18 protein-coding genes and 1 other RNA gene are annotated in these 18,537 nt (G+C 65.1%); 12 read left to right on the top strand and 7 right to left on the bottom strand.

The genetic code is table 11. From position 1 onward, the window contains the following. Positions 1–2: 2 nt before the first annotated feature. Complete coding sequence (locus ABT392_RS01860; protein ID WP_395384252.1) at positions 3–1,619, bottom strand: response regulator; 1,617 nt, start codon at positions 1,617–1,619, stop codon at positions 3–5. A gap of 144 nt (positions 1,620–1,763) precedes the next feature. On the opposite strand from ABT392_RS01860, the gene ABT392_RS01855 reads away from it, so the two are divergent. Continuing rightward, positions 1,764–4,046: an ATP-binding protein gene (locus tag ABT392_RS01855; protein ID WP_334278995.1), complete on the top strand. Its 2,283-nt coding sequence runs from the start codon at positions 1,764–1,766 to the stop codon at positions 4,044–4,046. Between the two features lie 12 nt (positions 4,047–4,058). On the opposite strand, the gene ABT392_RS01850 is transcribed toward ABT392_RS01855, so the two are convergent. From ABT392_RS01850 to rnpB, 3 genes are all read right to left on the bottom strand, one after another. Continuing rightward, positions 4,059–5,027: a carbonic anhydrase gene (locus ABT392_RS01850; protein ID WP_334278996.1), complete on the bottom strand. Its 969-nt coding sequence runs from the start codon at positions 5,025–5,027 to the stop codon at positions 4,059–4,061. Between the two features lie 54 nt (positions 5,028–5,081). Next, positions 5,082–6,296, bottom strand: coding sequence for a multidrug effflux MFS transporter (locus ABT392_RS01845; RefSeq protein ID WP_334278997.1), 1,215 nt, complete (start codon positions 6,294–6,296; stop codon positions 5,082–5,084). Between the two features lie 119 nt (positions 6,297–6,415). Then, an RNA gene (gene rnpB / locus ABT392_RS01840) (RNase P RNA component class A) lies at positions 6,416–6,802 on the bottom strand. A 42-nt stretch (positions 6,803–6,844) separates the two neighbouring features. Here rnpB and ABT392_RS01835 point away from each other — a divergent pair. The 8 genes from ABT392_RS01835 (at position 6,845) to tatC (ending at position 10,938) form a co-directional block, all read left to right on the top strand. After that, positions 6,845–7,771, top strand: a complete 927-nt coding sequence (locus ABT392_RS01835) for an ATP-binding protein (protein WP_395384253.1) — start codon at positions 6,845–6,847, stop codon at positions 7,769–7,771. Beyond that, on the top strand, positions 7,764–8,213 hold the full coding sequence (locus ABT392_RS01830) for an NUDIX domain-containing protein (protein WP_334278999.1): 450 nt from the start codon (positions 7,764–7,766) through the stop codon (positions 8,211–8,213). The genes ABT392_RS01835 and ABT392_RS01830 overlap by 8 nt, the downstream gene beginning before the upstream one ends. Before the next feature lie 95 nt (positions 8,214–8,308). Next, positions 8,309–8,698 (top strand): phosphoribosyl-AMP cyclohydrolase, encoded by a 390-nt coding sequence (gene hisI / locus ABT392_RS01825; protein WP_334279000.1) that lies wholly within the window; start codon positions 8,309–8,311, stop codon positions 8,696–8,698. Then, positions 8,695–9,030, top strand: coding sequence for a phosphoribosyl-ATP diphosphatase (locus ABT392_RS01820; protein WP_334279001.1), 336 nt, complete (start codon positions 8,695–8,697; stop codon positions 9,028–9,030). Before hisI ends, ABT392_RS01820 begins: the two co-directional genes overlap by 4 nt. Before the next feature lie 7 nt (positions 9,031–9,037). Next, positions 9,038–9,385 (top strand): histidine triad nucleotide-binding protein, encoded by a 348-nt coding sequence (locus ABT392_RS01815; protein ID WP_334279002.1) that lies wholly within the window; start codon positions 9,038–9,040, stop codon positions 9,383–9,385. Positions 9,386–9,445: 60 nt separating this feature from the next. Beyond that, entirely contained in the window at positions 9,446–9,670 is a 225-nt protein-coding gene (gene tatA / locus ABT392_RS01810; protein WP_334279003.1) for a Sec-independent protein translocase subunit TatA, read from the top strand. A gap of 18 nt (positions 9,671–9,688) precedes the next feature. Next, a complete protein-coding gene (tatB, locus tag ABT392_RS01805; protein ID WP_395384255.1) occupies positions 9,689–10,168 on the top strand; it encodes a Sec-independent protein translocase protein TatB in 480 nt (159 codons plus the stop codon). Further along, positions 10,165–10,938 (top strand): twin-arginine translocase subunit TatC, encoded by a 774-nt coding sequence (gene tatC / locus ABT392_RS01800; RefSeq protein WP_334279005.1) that lies wholly within the window; start codon positions 10,165–10,167, stop codon positions 10,936–10,938. Before tatB ends, tatC begins: the two co-directional genes overlap by 4 nt. 12 nt (positions 10,939–10,950) lie before the next feature. On the opposite strand, the gene ABT392_RS01795 is transcribed toward tatC, so the two are convergent. Then, positions 10,951–12,123 carry a S1C family serine protease gene (locus ABT392_RS01795; RefSeq protein ID WP_334279006.1) on the bottom strand — a complete coding sequence of 391 codons (1,173 nt, stop codon included), beginning with the start codon at positions 12,121–12,123 and terminating at the stop codon, positions 10,951–10,953. A 14-nt stretch (positions 12,124–12,137) separates the two neighbouring features. On the opposite strand from ABT392_RS01795, the gene ABT392_RS01790 reads away from it, so the two are divergent. The 3 genes from ABT392_RS01790 (at position 12,138) to ABT392_RS01780 (ending at position 15,043) form a co-directional block, all read left to right on the top strand. Continuing rightward, complete coding sequence (locus ABT392_RS01790) at positions 12,138–12,881, top strand: Nif3-like dinuclear metal center hexameric protein (RefSeq protein ID WP_334279007.1); 744 nt, start codon at positions 12,138–12,140, stop codon at positions 12,879–12,881. Continuing rightward, on the top strand, positions 12,878–13,879 hold the full coding sequence (gene pdxA / locus ABT392_RS01785; protein ID WP_395384256.1) for a 4-hydroxythreonine-4-phosphate dehydrogenase PdxA: 1,002 nt from the start codon (positions 12,878–12,880) through the stop codon (positions 13,877–13,879). The genes ABT392_RS01790 and pdxA overlap by 4 nt, the downstream gene beginning before the upstream one ends. 162 nt (positions 13,880–14,041) lie before the next feature. Further along, the gene (locus tag ABT392_RS01780) at positions 14,042–15,043 is read left to right on the top strand and encodes a hypothetical protein (RefSeq protein WP_395384257.1); all 1,002 of its coding nucleotides are present in this window, start codon (positions 14,042–14,044) and stop codon (positions 15,041–15,043) included. Between the two features lie 343 nt (positions 15,044–15,386). Here ABT392_RS01780 and ABT392_RS01775 read toward each other — a convergent pair whose 3' ends face one another. Beyond that, positions 15,387–17,783 (bottom strand): DUF1631 family protein, encoded by a 2,397-nt coding sequence (locus tag ABT392_RS01775; protein WP_395384258.1) that lies wholly within the window; start codon positions 17,781–17,783, stop codon positions 15,387–15,389. 172 nt (positions 17,784–17,955) lie between these two features. Further along, a complete protein-coding gene (gene mscL / locus ABT392_RS01770) occupies positions 17,956–18,402 on the bottom strand; it encodes a large conductance mechanosensitive channel protein MscL (protein WP_395386788.1) in 447 nt (148 codons plus the stop codon). Positions 18,403–18,537: the final 135 nt, after the last annotated feature.

Below are 18,537 nucleotides of genomic sequence, written 5' to 3'. Positions count from 1 at the left end.
GCTCAGGACCGGCGCTCCACCAGACGCCTCCCGGCGTCCGTATAGACCTCATGCAGCGCCTCGATGCGCCGGCCCAGGCGCGAGGCGTCTTCGGCCGCCAGATGGTGGCCATGGTGCTCCAGGGTCGCCCGCGCCAAGTTGATGATGCGGGCGTTCAGGCTGCGCTCGGCCAACTCAACCAGCGCCTGCAAGGTGCGGCCATGCTGCTTGCTGACCAGGTGGGTCATGGCCTCGCGCGAGGCCTCGTTGATCTTGCCGGCGGCCTCGCGCAGCATGTCTTCAATCGGCGGCATCGGCGCCGCTGCCAGTTCAAGCAAGCGGGTGCGCGGGCGCGAAATGCAGAAGCGCTCGGCCACCCGACGCACCCAGATATTGCAGTCCGGCAAGGGGCAGTGCGGCGCGCAGCGCACCAGCAGTTGCAAGAGATTGCCCGCCATCTCGAAGCTGAACTCGGGCTCATTCAACTCTGCAGCCATGGCCACCAGGCCGGCGCGCGCCGCATCAAAGCGCCGCCGGGCCAGCGCCAGGGCCACTTCGCTGGACAGGCGCAGGCGGCGCACCCGCTGGCTGTCGGGATGGCGCCCGGCTGCCTCTTCCAGAAAGCGGCCGGCCCGCTCGCAAGTCTCCAGGGCCTCGCGGTCCACGCAGGCGATGGCCAGCGCCACCACGCCCTGGTAGTCCAGCGTGCGTGACTGCCCGCCCAGCGTCAACGCCGCACCGAGATGCTGAACGGCCGCTTCCGGCCGGCCCAGGAACAGCTCCAGCGAACCCAGCTTCTGCAGGCGCGTGATGTTGCCCGGCGTGATCTGCACCGCCTTGGCAAACACCTCAACCGCCGCCTCCAGCTTCATCTCTTCGAGCAGCGCCCGGCCGTAGACGTCATAGGCATCGGCATAGCCGGGGTTCTCGACCAGCAAGGTCTCCAGTGTGCGACAGGCTGTGGCCGAGTCGGCGGTGCTGAGCTCGATGCGGGCCAGGCCCAGACGCGCCCAGGGCACGGCCTTGTGGGCCAGCAGGGCCTCGAACATGCGCTTGGCCGCATCCAGCTGGTTCAGGCGCAGATACAGCTCGGAACCAATCCGGGCCGCGTAGATGCGGAACTTCTGTCCCTCGGCAAACATCGCCTCACACTGCTGAGCCGCCTTCTCGTACTCACCAGCCTCGATGGCCCGAAACACCTCGCGGAAGGCCGCCTTGCGCTCCATCACCAGCCAAAAGCGATCCTCGAACTGGCCTGCGGTGATGGGCTTGAGCAGGTAGTCGTCCAGTGCGCCCTCCAGCGCATCGGCCACATGTTGGTAGCGAGCCTCGTCGGTCACCATGATGAAAGCGGTCTGCATCGGCAGGCCACGGGCCTGGCGCAGCTCGTCCAGCAGGTCCTGGCCGGTCATGGCGTCGCCACCTTGCTGGCGAAAATGGAAATCGCTGACGATCAGGTCATAGGGCTGCGGCGCACTGCGTATCATCCGGCGCGCCTCTTCCGGGCGGCGGGCGCTGGCCACCATGGGCAAGCCGAGCTGGCGCAGGATGCCAGCCAGCACCGAGCGCGTGAGGTCGCTCTCGTCAATGACCAGCGCGCGCAGCCGTCCCGCATCGGCAACGGCAGCCCTCGCAGACACCAATAGGTGTTGGTTTGTCACAAACACTCCCTGCCATCAGGCCACGGCCGAGCCTGTTCTGAGTCACGATAATGCCTCGTCTGGCCCCGCGCCAGTCCCTTGCCGGCCAGCCGCCGTCCGGAGCTCGCACCGCATGAGTCCATCTTGAGTCGCAAAGCCTCCAGCTCGCTTTTTATCGCGATCGCGACGGGTGCCGTCATCGGCCTGCTTCTGCCCGCCCTGATCATCGGCGGCTTGTGGATAGGACTGCGCGAGCCACAAGTGGCGCAGGCCGCGCTGGAACGCGACCTGGAAACCAAGCTCGACGTGCTGGCCAGCAGCCTGCCTGAGCTGCTGTGGAACCTCGACCAGGTGGCTGCGCGCGAAGTGGTGGCGGCGGTGATGAAGGCACCCGACGTTGTCCATATCAGCGTGGCCGACAACTCCCAGGGCAAGCCCTTCATCGACGTGCGCGCGCCCGAACGCAGCCGCGGCAACACCCTGACCAGCGCGCGCGACGTCTATCGCGGCAGCACGCGCATTGGCCATATCCGCATCGAGATCGACGACCACCTCTCCGCTGAAGCACTCAGCCGTCAGCGCTGGCTGTACGGTGCAACCGTGGGGCTGCAGCTGGCGATCTCGCTGGCGTTCGTGCTCCTGCTGCTGGACTCGCGCGTGATGAAACCGTTGCGTCAGTTGGGCGGTTTCGCCAACGACTTGGCGCAAGGCCGCTTCTCGGCCGAGCTGCAGACCGGGCGCCAGGATGAGATCGGCTTGCTGGGCCAGCACCTGGGCGACATGCGCAACGCGCTGCAGCAGCAGTTCAATGCGCAGCAGACGCTGATCGAGCGCCTGCGGGGCATGGCCGAGACCGTGCCGGGCGTGGTGTTCCAGCTGCGGCGCCACGGCGATGGACACTTCGAGTTCGGCTACGTCAGCGAGGCGGTGCGCGACTACTTCCACCTGTCAGCCGCCGAGCTGGCCACGGATGCGACGCAGTGGTTCCAGCAGGTGCATTCTGATGATCGCAGCGCGGTGATGAGCTCGCTCCTGAGCTCGGCCCAGCAATTGGCGCCCTGGCAGCAGGAGTTCCGCACCCACAACGCCGACGGCACGGAACGCTGGTTGTTCGGCAATGCAATTGCGCGCGCCGAAGACGACGGCGCCGTGCTCTGGCATGGTTTCCTGACCGACATCTCACGCCAGCGCCGCGACGCGCTGGAGCTGGAAGAGCACCGCAACCACCTGGAAGACCTGGTCGAGGCCCGCACCCGCCAGCTCGCTTCCGCCACCGAGGCAGCCGAGGCAGCCAACCTGGCCAAGAGCGCATTCCTGGCGAACATGAGCCACGAGATCCGCACGCCGATGAACGCCATCATCGGCCTGACCTATCTGGTGCGTCGGGACAGCCGCGAGGCCGAGCAGCAGGCGCGCCTGAAAAAGGTGGCGGATGCCGCCGAGCACCTGCTGTCCATCATCAACAACGTGCTGGACTTCTCCAAGATCGAGGCCGGCAAGTTCGAGCTCGAGATCGCCGAGTTCTCGCTGAGCCAGGTGCTGGACACCGTCACCGGCATGCTCGCCCAACGCGCGGCCGAGAAGAAGCTGGAAGTCCACGTAGAGCTCGACCCGATGCTGGAGCAGCAGCAGTTGCAGGGCGATGCGCAGCGCATCTCCGAGATCCTGCTCAATTTCGCCGGCAATGCGGTCAAGTTCACCGACAACGGCTTCGTCGGCATCAGAGTGCAGGTCGAGCGCGACCTGGGCACGGCGCTGCAGCTGCTGATCGAGGTCGAAGACAGCGGCATCGGCATCGCCGAAGAAGCGCAGGGCCGGCTGTTCCAGGACTTCGAGCAGGCCGACAGTTCCACCACCCGGCGCTATGGCGGCACGGGCCTGGGTCTGGCGATCTGCCGCCGCCTGGCCGATCTGATGGGCGGCGAGGTCGGCGTCGAGAGCCAGCCCGGCAGCGGCAGTCGATTCTGGTTCCGTCTGACGCTGGACAAGGCGACCAACCCGGCGCCGCAGCAGGCGCGCTTGAGCCGCAGCCAGGCCGCGCAGGAGCTCGCCAACAAGTTCGCCGGTACCCGGTTGCTGCTCGCCGAAGACAACCTCGTGAACCAGGAGGTTGCCGTGGCCCTGCTGGGCAGCGCAGGTCTGTCCGTCGATGTGGCCGAGGACGGGGTGCAGGCCGTGGCCATGGCTGCCACCGGCGCCTATGCCCTGGTCTTGATGGATGTGCAGATGCCGCAGATGGATGGCCTGGATGCCACGCGCGCGATCCGCGCAAGCGGCAACCCGGTGCCCATCCTGGCCATGACGGCGAACGCCTTTGACGAAGAACGGCAGCGCTGCCTCGACGCCGGCATGAACGACCACGTGGCCAAGCCCGTGGTGGCCGAGCAGCTGTTCGCAACGCTCAAGCTGTGGCTGAGCAAGCGCTGAGGGCCTCGGCCCCTACTGACTCTCCTTGATCAGCCGCCCCGAGCCGGCCTGGACCGGCCGCGCGTTCATCGGGTAGAGCCGGGCAAAGACATTGAGCTGGGCCGCACTCAAGGCCACCGGCTGGCGCATCACCAGCCAGAGCACGCCTTCGCTGCAGGGCGGCGTCGTCAGCGAGCCCATGAAGGTGTAGTAGGCCTTGTCGGCAGGCAGCAGCTCACTCAGGTCCATCTGGCCCGGGCCGGCCAGCACCTCGTGCTTCTCCAGCGGCAGATTGGCCCAGACCGTCTGCACCACCGGCTGCTTGGATTCATCCGACCCCTGCTCGAAAAGCACCGCCAGCACGGCCAGCTTGCCCTCAGAATCCTTGTGCACCAGGTGCGCCACCATCTCGAAGCTGCGGCCATTGATGCGCTCCTCTGCCGGACGATGGAAGTGGAACTGCTGCAAGGCATAGCGCTTGCCCATCACCTCCAGGCTGTTTCCCGCAGCCATGTTCACCTGCACGGTATGGCCGTTGTCCAGCACCGAGAAGGAGCTAGGCTTGTAGTTGAACGTGATCGGCGTCAGGTCGACCTTGATGCCGTCACGGATGTCGATCGGGCTTTGGCGGGTGCCGATCGCACATTGGCGGTACTCCGGCGTCAGCTCGGCCCAACGCTCTGGCCCGATATCGCCGGCATAGCCCCAATGCACCTCAGCCTTGGCCTTGCCTTTGGGTTCAGCCGTCTTCGCATCCGCCCGACCACCCCGGCCAGACACCTTGGCCGCATCGCCCCTGGGCGCGGTCTTGAGCCGCTCGGCCAGGCGCTCACGCAGCACGTCCAGCGGCTCCTCGCTGGCCGGGGCGCTGGCTGCGGCCTCGGCCTTTTCAGCCTTTTCGGGCGCGCCAGTCTTGGCCCCCTTCGGGCCGGCAGCCCAGACCGGCGCCAGCGCCAATCCCAAGGACAAAGCGAAGCCCAGGGCCCGCGGTGATTTCGACATGCAGCACTCCTGGCCTCGAAACGAGGCCTGCTGGCCTCTACATCGGCTGTTTTCCTAGCGGTCTTGAGCCACCTCGCGCTTGACCACATGCCAGGCGACAAGGCCGATCATCATCATCCCGGCCGAGGCAAAGGCCAGGGCGATGGTCGAATGCATCACCAAGGGCACCAGCACGCCGGCCACCACGCCGTTGGCCAGGCTGGCGATGCAGGATTGCAGCGAGCTGGCCATGCCGCGGCGGTCGGGCGCCTGGTCCAGCACCAGGAGCGTCACCACCGGCACCATCAGCGCCCAGCCAAAGGCAAAGGCACCCACCACCGGCAGCGCCCACCAGGCCTTGGCCGGGAAGGCCAGGTTCAGGCCGATATTGACGAGCGAGACCAGGAACATGATCACAAAGCCATGGCGGATCTGGCGGCGTGGCCGGATCTTGCCGGCCAGCCGGCCGCTGAACCAGGCGCCACCCATGATGCCGCCAATGGAGAAGCAGAAGAACCAGAAGAACTGCTGCGGCTCCAGCCCCAGGTGCTCACCGAGGAACACCGGCGCCGCCAGCACGTAGAGAAACATGCCGTTGAACGGGATGCCGCTGGCCAGCGCCAGCAGCATGAAGCGCCGGCTGGTCGTGAGCCGCCAGTAGTTGCGCATCAGGTCGCCGACGTGGAAGCGCTGGCGCTGCGTGATGTGCAGGGTCTCGGGCAGCAGGCGCCAGTTGGCAACAACCAGGGCCACGCCCAGGACCACGAGCAGCCAGAAGATCGAATGCCAGTCGGCATGGACGAAAAGGAAACCGCCCACCATGGGCGCAATGGCCGGGGCCACGCCGAAGAACAGCGTGACCTGCGACATCACCCGCTGCGCTTCCGAAGGCGGAAACATGTCGCGGATGATGGCGCGCGAGACCACGATGCCTGCGCCCGCCGACATGCCCTGCACCGTGCGCCAGAACACCAGCTGGCCGATGCTCGTGGACAAGGCGCAACCGAGCGATGCGGCGGTGAAGACCACCATGCCCCAGAGCACCACCGGGCGCCGCCCGAAGCTGTCCGACAGCGCGCCGTGGAACAGGTTCATCACCGCGAAGCCGAACAGATAGCTCGACAGCGTCTGCTGCATCTGCACCGGCGTGGCATCCAGTGCGCGGGCGATGCCGGCGAAGGCGGGCAGGTAGGTGTCGATCGAGAACGGCCCCACCATGCCCAGGCAGGCCAGCAGAACGGCCAGGGCCCAGCGCGGTGCGCGCCAGAGTTGGCTGGCTTCAGGATTCATCGGCGGCGATCAGCGGAGGGTGGGATGGGGGTGCGCAAGCAGTGTAGCGGCCGCCATTTGGCGGGCGTCCGGCGGCCGTGCGCTGCCGAGGCGCGGGCCGATGCAGCGCAATGGAAAAAGTGTGAAGCAAGCCGATAGGCCGGATTCTGTGCAGGCCCGGATGCTTGCGCATCCAGCCCTGTGACCGCCATTCCTCTGGGCCGGACATCACTGCCCAGCTCGGTGCCACCTACCCGCCAGCTCTGCGAGCCGCATCAACGCTGGCCTACTTGGTGTTGCTGCGCGTAGAGATTGCCCGTTTCACCCAGATCGGGCTTTGCCCGATCTGGGTGCTGTGACCTTTCGGTCACAGACCACCCGAATCGGACCCGGTCTGACTCGTCTCTGTTGCTCTGATCCTCGGCTTTCGCCGGGCAGCCGTTAGCTGCTACGCCGCTCTTTGCAGTCCGGACCTTCCTCCAGGGCCGTGTTTCCACGCTTGCCCCAGCGGCGGTCTGGCTTGCTTCACGGCGAACATTATCGCCTGGGGCTGTCACTACACTCGCTTCATGTTCGCCGTCGACTCCCTCATCACCCGGGCCGAAGCCCTGCTTGCACGCCTGGAAGGCATCCTTCCGCAGCCGCTGACAGCGCCCGATTGGGCCGCTTCCAGCGCCTTCCGTTACCGCAAGCGAGGCAGCCACGCGCTGCTGGAGCCAGTGCGGCATGTGGCGCGAATCCGCCTGGCGGACCTGAAAGAGGTCGAGCCGCAGAAGGACAAGCTGCTGCGCAACACCGCCCAGTTCGTGGCTGGCAAGCCTGCCAACAATGTGCTCCTGACCGGCGCCCGGGGCACGGGGAAAAGTTCGCTGATCAAGGCCTGCCTGAATGAATTTGCCGGCCAGGGCCTGCGCCTGATCGAAGTGGACAAGGCCGATCTGGTCAATCTGCCCGACCTGGTGGACCTGGTCTCAGGCCGGCCGGAGCGCTTCATCGTCTATTGCGACGACCTCAGCTTCGACGAGGGCGAGCCGGGCTACAAGGCCTTGAAATCGATGCTGGACGGCTCGGTGGCCGAGGCCGGCGACAACGTGCTGATCTACGCCACCAGCAACCGCCGCCACCTGCTGCCGGAGCAGATGCGCGACAACCTCGGCTACAAGCACACTGAAGACGGTGAAGTACATCCCGGCGAGGCAGTGGAAGAGAAGATCTCGCTGTCCGAACGCTTCGGCCTCTGGATCAGCTTCTATCCCTTCAGCCAGGACGAGTACCTGGCAATCGCCGGGCAATGGTTGCGCTTCTTCGGCCTCGATGAAGCAGCGATCGCGGCCGCCCGCCAGGGGGCGCTGATCTGGGCGCTGGAGCGCGGTTCTCGCTCGGGCCGCGTGGCCTATCAGTTCGCCCGCGACCTGGCGGGGCGCGGCGGCACCGAACCTGCGGCAGCCTCAGGCAACAACAAGAGCATTCCGCCGGAAGGTCTGGACCATGTCTGAACAAGAAGAACGCGTCCCGGTGGACGTGGCCGTGGGCGTGCTGGTGCAGCGCGATGCCGCTGGCGCCGAAGGTCAGTTCCTCCTGACCTCGCGCCCCGAAGGCAAGGTCTACGCCGGCTACTGGGAGTTTCCGGGCGGCAAGCTGGAGGCCGGCGAGACGGTGGAGCAGGCGCTGCGGCGCGAGCTGCATGAGGAGCTCGGCATCACCATCGGCGCCGCGCACCCGTGGAAGGTCGAGATGATGGACTACCCCCATGCCCGCGTGCGCCTGCATTTCTGCAAGGTCTACGAGTGGCAGGGCGAGTTCGAAATGCGCGAGCAGCAGGCCATGGCCTGGCAGACGCTGCCGGTGCAGTTGCAGCCGGTGCTGCCGGGCACGATTCCGGTGCTGCAATGGTTCGCGGCCGAGAGGGCGCACAGCGGCATCACGCATGTCGGCTGAACATGTTGACACCCCAGCGGCCTGAGGCCGCAGCCCTCCAGGAGGGCGCTCAGCAGGCTTGGGGCGGCCCGGCGCCTGCTGAGTACACTTCCGCGATGAACTGGCTCGATCAAATCAAGTGGGACGCCGACGGCCTGGTGCCCGTCATCGCACAGGAGCATTCAAGCGGCGACGTGATGATGTTCGCCTGGATGAACCGCGAGGCACTGGCGCGCACCGCCGAGCTCGGCGAAGCCGTCTACTGGAGCCGTTCGCGCAGGAAGCTGTGGCACAAGGGTGAGGAATCCGGCCACAAGCAGGTGGTGCATGAGATGCGCCTGGACTGCGACAACGACGTCGTGCTGCTGAAGATCACGCAGCAGGGCCATGAACCCGGCATTGCCTGCCACACCGGCCGCCACAGTTGCTTCTTTCAGCGCCTGGAGAAGGGCAATTGGCAGGCCGTGGAGCCGGTGCTGAAAGACCCCGAGAGCATCTACAAATGAACGAGCAGCAAGTGCTGGCCCGCGTGGCCGAGGTGATCGAATCGCGCAAGCCGGCCAATGGCGGCGACCCCGCGGGCAGCTATGTGGCCAAGCTGTTCGACAAGGGGCTGGACGCGATCCTGAAGAAGGTCGGCGAAGAAGCCACCGAGCTGGTCATGGCAGCCAAGGACGGCGACGCCCGGAAGCTGACCTACGAAGTGGCCGACCTGTGGTTCCATTCGATGATTGCCCTGGCCGCCTTCGACCTGAAGCCGGCCGATGTGCTGGCCGAGCTGGCCCGCCGCGAAGGCCTGTCCGGTTTGCAGGAATTTGCACAACGTCCTCACAACTGAAACAGCCATGTCGCACGATCCGAACTGCATCTTCTGCAAAATTGTCGCGGGCCAGATTCCTTCGAAGAAGGCCTATGAAGACGAGCACCTGCTCGCCTTTCACGACATCCATCCGTGGGCGCCCGTCCATGTGCTGATCATCCCGAAGCAGCACATCGCCACGCACGCGGAGCTCGGCACCGAACATGCCGAGCTGGCTGGCCGCATGCTCTTGCTGGCGCCCAGGCTGATGAAGGAGCTGGGTGTCGGCAACGGTTTCCGCACCGTGATCAACACCGGGCCTGACGGCGGCCAGGAGGTCTATCACCTCCACATGCACGTCATGGGCGGCCCTCGCCCCTGGCTCAAAGGCTAGCAATCGGGGCCTGTCACACAGGCCAACTAGAATCTCTCAAACGTTTTCTGGAGAAACACCATGGGTTCACTCAGCATTTGGCACTGGCTGATCGTGCTGGTCGTCGTCGTGCTGATCTTTGGCACCAAGAAGCTGAAGAATGTCGGCTCCGACCTCGGCTCTGCCGTCAAGGGTTTCAAGGACGGCATGAAGGACGGCGCTGCCGACACGCCGCCACAGCAAGTCACGGCCAACAAGACGAACGACGCCAACACCGTCGACGTCGAAGCCAAGACCAAGGGTTGATCAGGTCCGCGCCGCTGCATGCTTGATTTCGGTTTCGACAAACTGGCGCTGATCGGCGCGGTGGCGCTCATCGTCATCGGGCCGGAAAAACTGCCGCGCGTGGCCCGCACCGTGGGCCACCTGCTGGGCAAGGCCCAACGCTATGTGGCCGACGTCAAGGCCGAGGTCAATCGCTCCATCGAGCTCGACGAGCTCAAGAAGATGAAGACCCAGATGGAAACCGCTGCCCAGGACATGGAACAGTCGGTACGCCAGGAGGTGGCGAGCGCCGGCCAGGTGTTCGAGTCCAGTTGGTCCGGGCTCGAAGATGGCAGCGGCAGCGACCCTGACTATCTGGGCCACAGCATTGCGCCGCCCCGCTATTCATCGCCCAAGAAGAACTGGCGACTCAAACGCGGCGCCACGCCCCAGTGGTACAAGCAGCGCGAGGGCGTGCGCCGCAACGTCCAGTCCGGTGCCGCTCGCGTGGCTCGCTTTCGGCCACGGAAATCGACATGACAGTTGAGAAAGAAGACGAACTGGCGGGCACCGAGCAGCCCTTCGTCTCCCATTTGATCGAGCTGCGCGACCGCCTGCTCAAGGCCGTCTACGGCCTGGCGGTGGCGGTGGCAGCGCTGGCCATCTGGCCGGGCGCCAGCGGTCTGATCGACTTCCTGGCACAGCCGATCCGCGCCCACATGCCGGTGGACGCCAAGCTGATCGCTGTCGGCGTGTTCTCGCCCTTCTTCATTCCGCTGAAGGTGCTCCTGATGGCGGCGATGCTGCTGGCGCTGCCCTGGCTGCTTTATCAGGCCTGGGCTTTCGTGGCGCCAGGGCTGTACAGCCATGAGAAGCGCTTCGCCCTGCCCCTGATCTTCTTCGGCAGCCTGCTGGCCTATGCCGGCATCGCCTTCGTCCAGCTCTTCGTGCTGGACCGGATGTTCGCCTTCATCCAGGCCATGACACCGGCCTCGGTCGCGGCCACGCCGGACATCGCCTCCTATGTGGAGGCCATCCTCGGGCTCTACATCGCCTTCAGCCTGGCCTTTCAGGTGCCCATCGTGGTGGTACTGCTGGTCAAGGTGGGCATGGTGACGGTGGAACAGCTGGTGACCTTCCGCAGCTATTTCATCGTCGTGGCCTTCGTGGTCTCGGCGCTGATCACGCCACCCGACGTCGTCTCGATGCTGGCGCTGGCGATTCCGATGTGCCTGCTCTACGAGATTGGCATCATGGCGACCAAGCTCTTCATCAAGCCCAAGCGGGTCGAGGCGGAAACCGAGGCCTGAGGCCCCGGCCCTTCACTCCTTGGCCGGCGGCCGCGGTCGCTGCTGCACCAGCAGCTCGATCTGCAGGGCCTTGTCGCCCCGTTGCACTGAAATTTGCGCCTTCGACTTGGGCGCAAGAGCAGCCACTGCGGTGAGCAATTCACCAGGGCTGCGTACCGGCGTGCCGGCCACGCGGGTGACCACGTCGCCCGGCTTGATGCCGGCCTTCTCTGCGGGCGCATTGAGCAGCACGCCGCTGACCAGCACGCCCTCGCGCACCTTCAGCTTGAAGGCCTCGATGAACTCCTCGTTCAGCTCGCGGGTCTGCACACCAATCCAGCCGCGCGCGACCTGGCCATCACGCACCAGCGACTCCATCACCTGGCGTGCCGTGCTGACCGGGATCGCGAAGCCGATGCCGAGACTGCCACCAGAACGCGAATAGATCGCCGTGCTGATGCCCACCAGCGCGCCATCGGCATCGACCAGCGCGCCGCCAGAGTTGCCGGGGTTGATCGCCGCATCGGTCTGGATGAAGTTCTCGAAGATGTTGATGCCGAGTTCCTTGCGGCCCATGGCGCTGACGATGCCCGACGTCACCGTCTGGCCGACATTGAACGGGTTGCCGATGGCCAGCACCGTATCGCCCACCGCCAGCTCCTCGATGCGACCGAACTCGATCACCGGCAAATCGCGCAAGCCGACCCGAAGCACGGCAAGATCCGTTTCAGGGTCGGTACCCACCAGTTCGGCCTTGGCCTGGCGACCGTCGTTCAGCCGCACCTCGATGTCGGACGCGCCCTCGACGACATGGTTGTTGGTGAGCAGGTAGCCGTCCGCCGTGACGATCACGCCCGAACCCAGGCCCACCTGCGGCGAGCGCTGCACCTCGCCGCGCAGGCCTTCATGAAAACGGAACCAGGGGTCCTGCTTGTCACGCGCCGGTGCCTTGCTGGCCATGATGGTGACCACCGCCGGTGCCGCATTGCGGGCGGCAGCACGCAGGCCGTGGCCGTCTTCGCGGGAAGCACTCGCTTCACGCGGCGGATTGCTGGTGAGCTTCAGAGGTGCCGATGCGCCTAGACTCTGGCGCAGCGGTTTGAGCTCGGGACGGCGCAGCCAGTCGGGCTTGAGCGTCGCGATCACAAACAACACCGCCAATGCCACCGTCGTGGCCTGGGCGAAAATCAGCCAAAGTCTGCGCACCAAGAGCTCCCACCATGCAACGCACCGAACTCGACCGCTACCTCGGCACGCTGCTCGAGGTCGGACGCTTCAAGGATTATGGGCCGAACGGTTTGCAGGTCGAGGGCCGCAGCGAGGTCCACAAGCTGGTTTGCGGCGTCACGGCAAGCCTCGCACTGATCGAGGCGGCGATTGACGCCGGCGCAGACGCCCTGCTCGTTCACCATGGCCTGTTCTGGCGCGGCCAGGACGGCCGCGTCACCGGCTGGATGAAGCAACGGCTGCAGAAGCTGTTGTCGGCCGAGGTCAATCTGTTCGCCTTCCACCTGCCACTCGATGCGCATGCATCGCTGGGCAACAACGCGCAGCTCGGCGGGCGCTTCGGCTGGCAGGCCGATGGCCGCTTCGGCGAACAGGACCTGGGATTTGTCGGCCCGTTGGCCGAACAGACATTGACCGAACTTCAGCAACAACTGCAATTGGTGCTGGGCCGCGAACCCACCGTCGCGGCGGGGGACGGCCGCCCGCTGCGCCGCATCGCCTGGTGCACAGGCGGCGCGCAAGGCTACTTCGAAGCCGCGATCGCCGCCGGGGCCGACGTCTTCGTGACCGGCGAGATTTCCGAGCCGCAGGCGCACCTGGCAGCCGAAACCGGCGTGGCCTTCGTGGCCGCGGGCCACCACGCAACCGAGCGCTACGGCATCAAGGCGCTGGGCGAGCACCTGGCCGGCCAGTTCGGGCTGGAGCAGCAGTTCATCGACCTGCCCAATCCGGCATGAGCAGGAAGCCAATCCTGATAACGATGGGCGATGCCGCTGGCATAGGCCCGGAGATCATTGCCAAGCTCTGGGCCTCGGCGCACCCGCCCGAGGATGTCTGCGTCATCGGTGACGCCGATGTGATGCGCCGAGCCATCAGGCAATTGGGCATGACGTTGCCCGTGGCTTTGCTGGACCGCCCCGATGAACCGGCACCGCCGCGCAGCCTGCCGCTCTGGCAGCCCGCTGGCCTGCCGCTTGACCTTGCAGATTGCCCGCTGGGCAACGTCGATGCCCGCGCTGGCGCCGCCGCCGCACACTGCATCGAGGCGGCCGTGCGCGCCGTGCAGGCTGGCCAGGGCCGGGCCATCGTCACTGCACCCATCCACAAGGAAGCCTTGCACGCAGCCGGCGTGCCCTACCCCGGCCACACCGAGATGCTGCAGGCGCTCGCCGCGAAGCCCGGCGAGGCACTGCCACCGGTGCGCATGATGCTGGCCAATGAAGAGCTACGCACGGTCCTGGTGACCATCCACATGTCGCTGCGCAAGGCGATCGAGGCAATCACTCTCGATTCCGTCCTGCAGACCCTGCGCATCACCGATGCAGCACTGCGCCTCTTCGGCATCGAGAAGCCGAGGATTGCTGTGGCAGGCCTCAACCCGCATGCCGGCGAAGGCGGCTTGTTCGGTGACGAGGAAATTCAATTCATCGCGCCGGCCATTCAGCAGGCAAAGAGCGAGGGCATGGCCGCCAGCGGCCCCTTCGCGCCGGACACCGTCTTCATGCGTGCCCGCCGGGGCGAGTTCGATGCGGTGGTCGCGATGGTCCACGACCATGGCCTGATCCCGGTGAAGTACCTGGGCGTGGAGCAAGGCGTCAACGTGACACTGGGCCTGCCCTTCGTGCGCACGAGCCCAGACCATGGAACGGCATTCGATATTGCCGGAAGGGGCCTTGCTGACGAGTCAAGCCTGCGTGCAGCGCTGGCCTTGGCAAGTCGCCTCAGCCGCATCTGAGTCGGCAAACATGTGGAGAGAATTTGCGTTCGCAAAAATAACTCCTTGAAGTTGCACCAATTATGGCCTTTACTGGCATCTAAATGGCAACGCTGAAGAGAACAAAAATTCTCAAGCGATACGCAGGAAGCAGGCCATTTGTTCACGCCCAGGGAGGGAACCATGACGGATAGACGCACCTTTTTAGCCGGTTCTGCCGGCATGCTTGTCGCCAGCACCGGGTTGGCAAAGGACGAGTGCAGCGGCTCGAAGCTAACACCACTTAGCAACACCCAGACTGCCAAAGCGGTGGCGGTAACCCGAAGTATTGCACCAGGAGCAAATAACCAATGGGAAGTATCCGCAGCGGTGGCCCGGGCCTTCCAGGAGAACATCGAGTCCAACATTCGTCATTTGCCCGATGACGAGCTTCGAAGGTTGCTCTCCACAATGAGCAACGCAGAACTGAACGACCTTTCGTACTTCTATCGACTAGCTACTCTGAACAGCCCGAAAGCGCCACTATTGCTGGAAGAAATCGCTGCTCGAGCGGATCTGCAAAACCTGGCAAGAGTGGGGCTGTTTTTTGGCTTCGCAGATACCTACGCCGCCACCCTCAAGGTTGCTCCGCTTAAGGCGTCCGAATTTCCCCTGGCACTGTCCCCTAACGCGATGAGCGTTACATCCCCTGTCACCGTCAGGCATGCAAAGAGTTCAGTCGGCAATGACGCTAGGCCGGCACCAACGATTGATATGACACTCAGGCAAATCTACTTGGATTTCCGAACAGCGCCCGTCGGATCGTTGTCTGTGAAAGCAGCTCTATACGAAACCGCCAGTTTTGCGGCCACGCGACTCGCTGGAACATTTGGTACTGCATACACAGTGGGCACTGGGATCAACTTCTTGTGGTCGACATATGCCCCAGATTCCTACGCCGCGTCATCCGATTTGCTGGGTCGGTCAGTTGACGCGTTCACAAGCCGCGTCTCATCACTGATGAATGGGTTCTCGCTTGACAATGTTTCTTTCTCTATCCGCCTGCAGATTGGCGCATCTCAGTTGCAGTTGTTCAACTCCGGCGCTTTTGGCGACCTTGGGTCAGGAATAGTTTTCTACCGCAATGGCGGCGACTTCAACGTCAGTAGCCCCTGGGCGGACAAGATGGACACTGGGTGCAAATAGCATGTCCACACGCCTGATCATGCTGGGCGCCAGATGGGGCCCCCTGATGCTAGGCGCGGTTGCCTGGATAGCGATGTTGCAGCCCTCAATGAGCGCCCTCAGGCCTGCAGTCGCGATACTCTGCTGTGTACTTTCCCTGCTCTTCTTCTTGGCTGAAAAAAGAGGCGCTGGGCTAGAGCAGCTGTATCCCGAAAAGCGCCTGCGGTGGCTTGCCCTGACCGTAGATTTGATAGCCGTGGCCAGCGCGACTGTGGTTATCCTCCACTAGCAACATGCTGAAGCTGGAGGTCTCGCACCAGGAGACCTCTACTTCGGCCATGAGTACTTTGGGCACACTGGGGCTTCAGGCCTTGGCGCCCAGCGCCGCCAGCTGCTTGCGGGCACGCGCCGTGGCGCGTTCCAGCAGATAGGCGTTCTCGAAGGCGCGCAGACGGCCCGATTCGCACAGACGCTTGAGCATGCGCGCGGTCATGGTAACCGTCTGCTGGTGCTTGCTGCCTTCGGTAAAGATGAAGAAGCTGCGCCCGGCGCTGATGTGGGCCAGGCGCACCTTGTGCCAGTCGTCGCCGGTCAGCATGTTGTAGGCGAAGCCCAGCTGCAGATGGTCGATCAGCAGCACGCCGGCATTCGGGTCCGGCTCATCCTCGACCGCCGGCAGGCCATCGATGCTGATGTCCACCGCCTGCAGGGGTGCCTCGGCTGCAAGATCGATATCGACCTTGCCGCTCCAGTCGACCTTGGTCTCATCCATCAGGCCGATGCGCTGCGCCTCGGCGGCGCTGAGGCGGCTGCCAAGATCGGTGTCTTCCGGCAGATCAACCGGCGATGTGGCGGCCGGCAGGTCCTTCTCTTCCGGCGGCGCGACGCCGAACACCTGGTCCAGCTGCTTGGCCAGCAGGTTGTAGTCCAGCGCCGTCAGCGCTGCGACTTTCAGGGACTCTGCATGGGCCGGCAGCAACTGGCCAAAGAAGGGCTTGCGCGCGGCCTCGGGCCACTGGATCAGGTCCAGGCCCTCGTTGAGCGTGCGCATCAGGATGGGCAGCTCGGCCAGGAAGGTCTTGCGCGCATCGCTGCCCGCCTTGGGCTGCACGCTCATCACCAGCTGGCGGCCCAGCTGGCGCAGGCGCTGCGCGCGCTCGGGTTGCTTTTCGTCGCGCGCGGCCAGCACGATGGCCTGGCTCCAGACTTGCGCCAGGAAATCGCGCAGGAAGCTGTGCATCGGCACCGGCGCCAATTGCTGCTGCAGCTGCTGCATGTAGCGCTGCTGCAGGCGCAGATCGGTTTCCTTGCGGGCCACCAGCAGCGTGGCATCGCCCTGGGCTTGCAGCGAGGCCGAAGCCTGCTGACCGATGAACTGCTCCAGCGCATCGAGCTTGGACTCATAGACGTCCATGCGATCGAAGTCGCCATTGGCCACGTCCTGCACCAGGTCGCGCACATGGCTCAGGAAGGCCTTGCCCGGGTCTTCGCTGAAGTCGTCGAAGGCGCAGGCCAGCGAGGCGATGCGATTGACGAAGCGGCGCACCGGATGTTTGCGCGTGGAGAAGAAGCTGTTGTCGCCCAGCGCCACACGCAGCACGGGCAGCTGCAGCCGGGCGATCAGGCGCGCCATCTGCGGCGGCACCTTGGGGTCGGACAGGATCTGGTCGAACAGGCTGCCAACCACGTCGATGACCATGTGGTCGAGGTTGCCGGTCGAAGCCTGGCGCAGCTCTTCGCGGTGCTGGACGATCAGATTGGGCGGCAGGCTCACGGCCATGCCGCCGCCGCCATTCCATTGCCCGTCGCCGTAGTCCTCGGCCCAGCCGCTGTTGTAGTCTCCACCGCCGCCAGCCAGGCCGCCGTGGCCACTGGGCATATGGGAGAGGCGCCGCAGCAGGTCCATCATCTGTGCATCGACGGTGCCAAATCCACCCCCGCCAACACCGCCGCCACCACGCCGGCCACCGCCCGGCATGCCGCCCAGCCCGCCGTGCATGCTGTTGCCGAATCCGCCACCGCCCCGCTGGCCGCCACCCCAATTGCCACGGCCCGACGGCCCGGCATCCGGGCCATCCAGGCCGCTTTGCTCACTGTGGCCGCTGCCCCGGGTCGAATGACCCAGCGGATCGACGCCCGCGCGCACCCGCAAGTCTTGCGGCCGCAGGCCACGGCTGCGGAACAGCTCGGCGATGTCGGCATAGCAGGCGCGCATCTCCTGCGAGAGCGCACGCGTCAATTCATCGGTGAGCACCTGGCGGACCGCCGGGTCTTCGGTGACCGAATTGACCCCGTCGAGCAGGCCCTGGGCAATCACCTCGGGGCGCAAGGGGTTGCGCTCATTGCCAGACAGATTGGCAATGTAGGAGTCGACTTCGCGCAGCTCCCATTCGCTCTGATGGCCGATGGCCATGCCGATGCGGTCGGCCTGGACCATGGACTCGAGCTGCTCGTCGCCCATCAGCGACAGCTCGGTCCAGTCTTTTTTCTTGGGCGCCGGTGCGGCCGCCATTTCGGGGCTGCGCTGGGCAGCCAGCTGCCGACGCAGGCTTTGATAGAAGTGCTGGCCGAACACGACCTGCTGCTTGCGGAACAGAAACTGCGCCGCCAGCAGTTCGTCACGGCGCTTGGTCTGGCTGGCCGACAGTGCCGACAAGCCCATGCCCTCGGCGCCACGCTCGGCGGCCTGCTCGGCAGCGGTGCGAATACGCTGGAGGGCGGCCTCCAGATGAGGGTTGAGTCTGAGGTCGGGCGGGTTCATTGGGGTCCGGCTGGGCCTTGTGGCGTACAAGCCACGTGAACGCAAGTATCACCCGATTCAAGAGGACTCACAGTCCAAGCCAGGGACGCTATGCGCCCGGCGTCGCCAAAAAGCTAACACTCCAGGCAGCGGTAACTTTCACTTACCGCCACCCCGAGGCGGGATCAGGGGTTCAGCGCTTGAGCGAGTCGCGGATCTCGCGCAGAAGCTGGATGTCTTCCGGCGTAGCTGGCGGCTCGGCCGGGGCCGGGGCCGGGGCCGGGGCGCTGTCGCGCTTCAGGCGGTTGATCTGCTTGACCATCATGAAAATGATGAAGGCCAGGATGATGAAGTTCAGCAGCACGGTCAGGAAGCTGCCATAGGCAAACAGCGGCACCCCGGCCTTGCTGAGGGCGTCAAAGGTCATCGGGCCCTTGAAGTCCGCCGGCGGGCTGGCCAGCATGATGAAGTAGTTGCTGAAATCCAGGCCGCCGACCACTCGCCCCACCAAGGGCATGATCAGGTGGTTGACCATCGAGTCGACGATCTTGCCGAAGGCGCCGCCGATGATCACACCGACCGCCAGGTCGACCACATTGCCCTTGACCGCAAACTCGCGGAACTCCGACATCACGCCCATGAGGCCTCCAGGAAAGTTGATCTTTGGCATTGTGCATGCCACAGGAGCAGGCGAATCGGGCCAAACCAGAGGTTTGTGGCTGGCTGAGGACCGAGGGCTTGACAGCATCCCTTAGAATCCCCGGCTGCCCCAGAT

The sequence above is a fragment of the Paucibacter sp. JuS9 genome, from assembly GCF_044043925.2.
Classification (GTDB): Bacteria; Pseudomonadota; Gammaproteobacteria; order Burkholderiales; family Burkholderiaceae_C; genus JAUASW01.
Note: the sequence above shows the minus strand (reverse complement) of the source record. Positions and strands in the feature narration are given on the sequence as shown.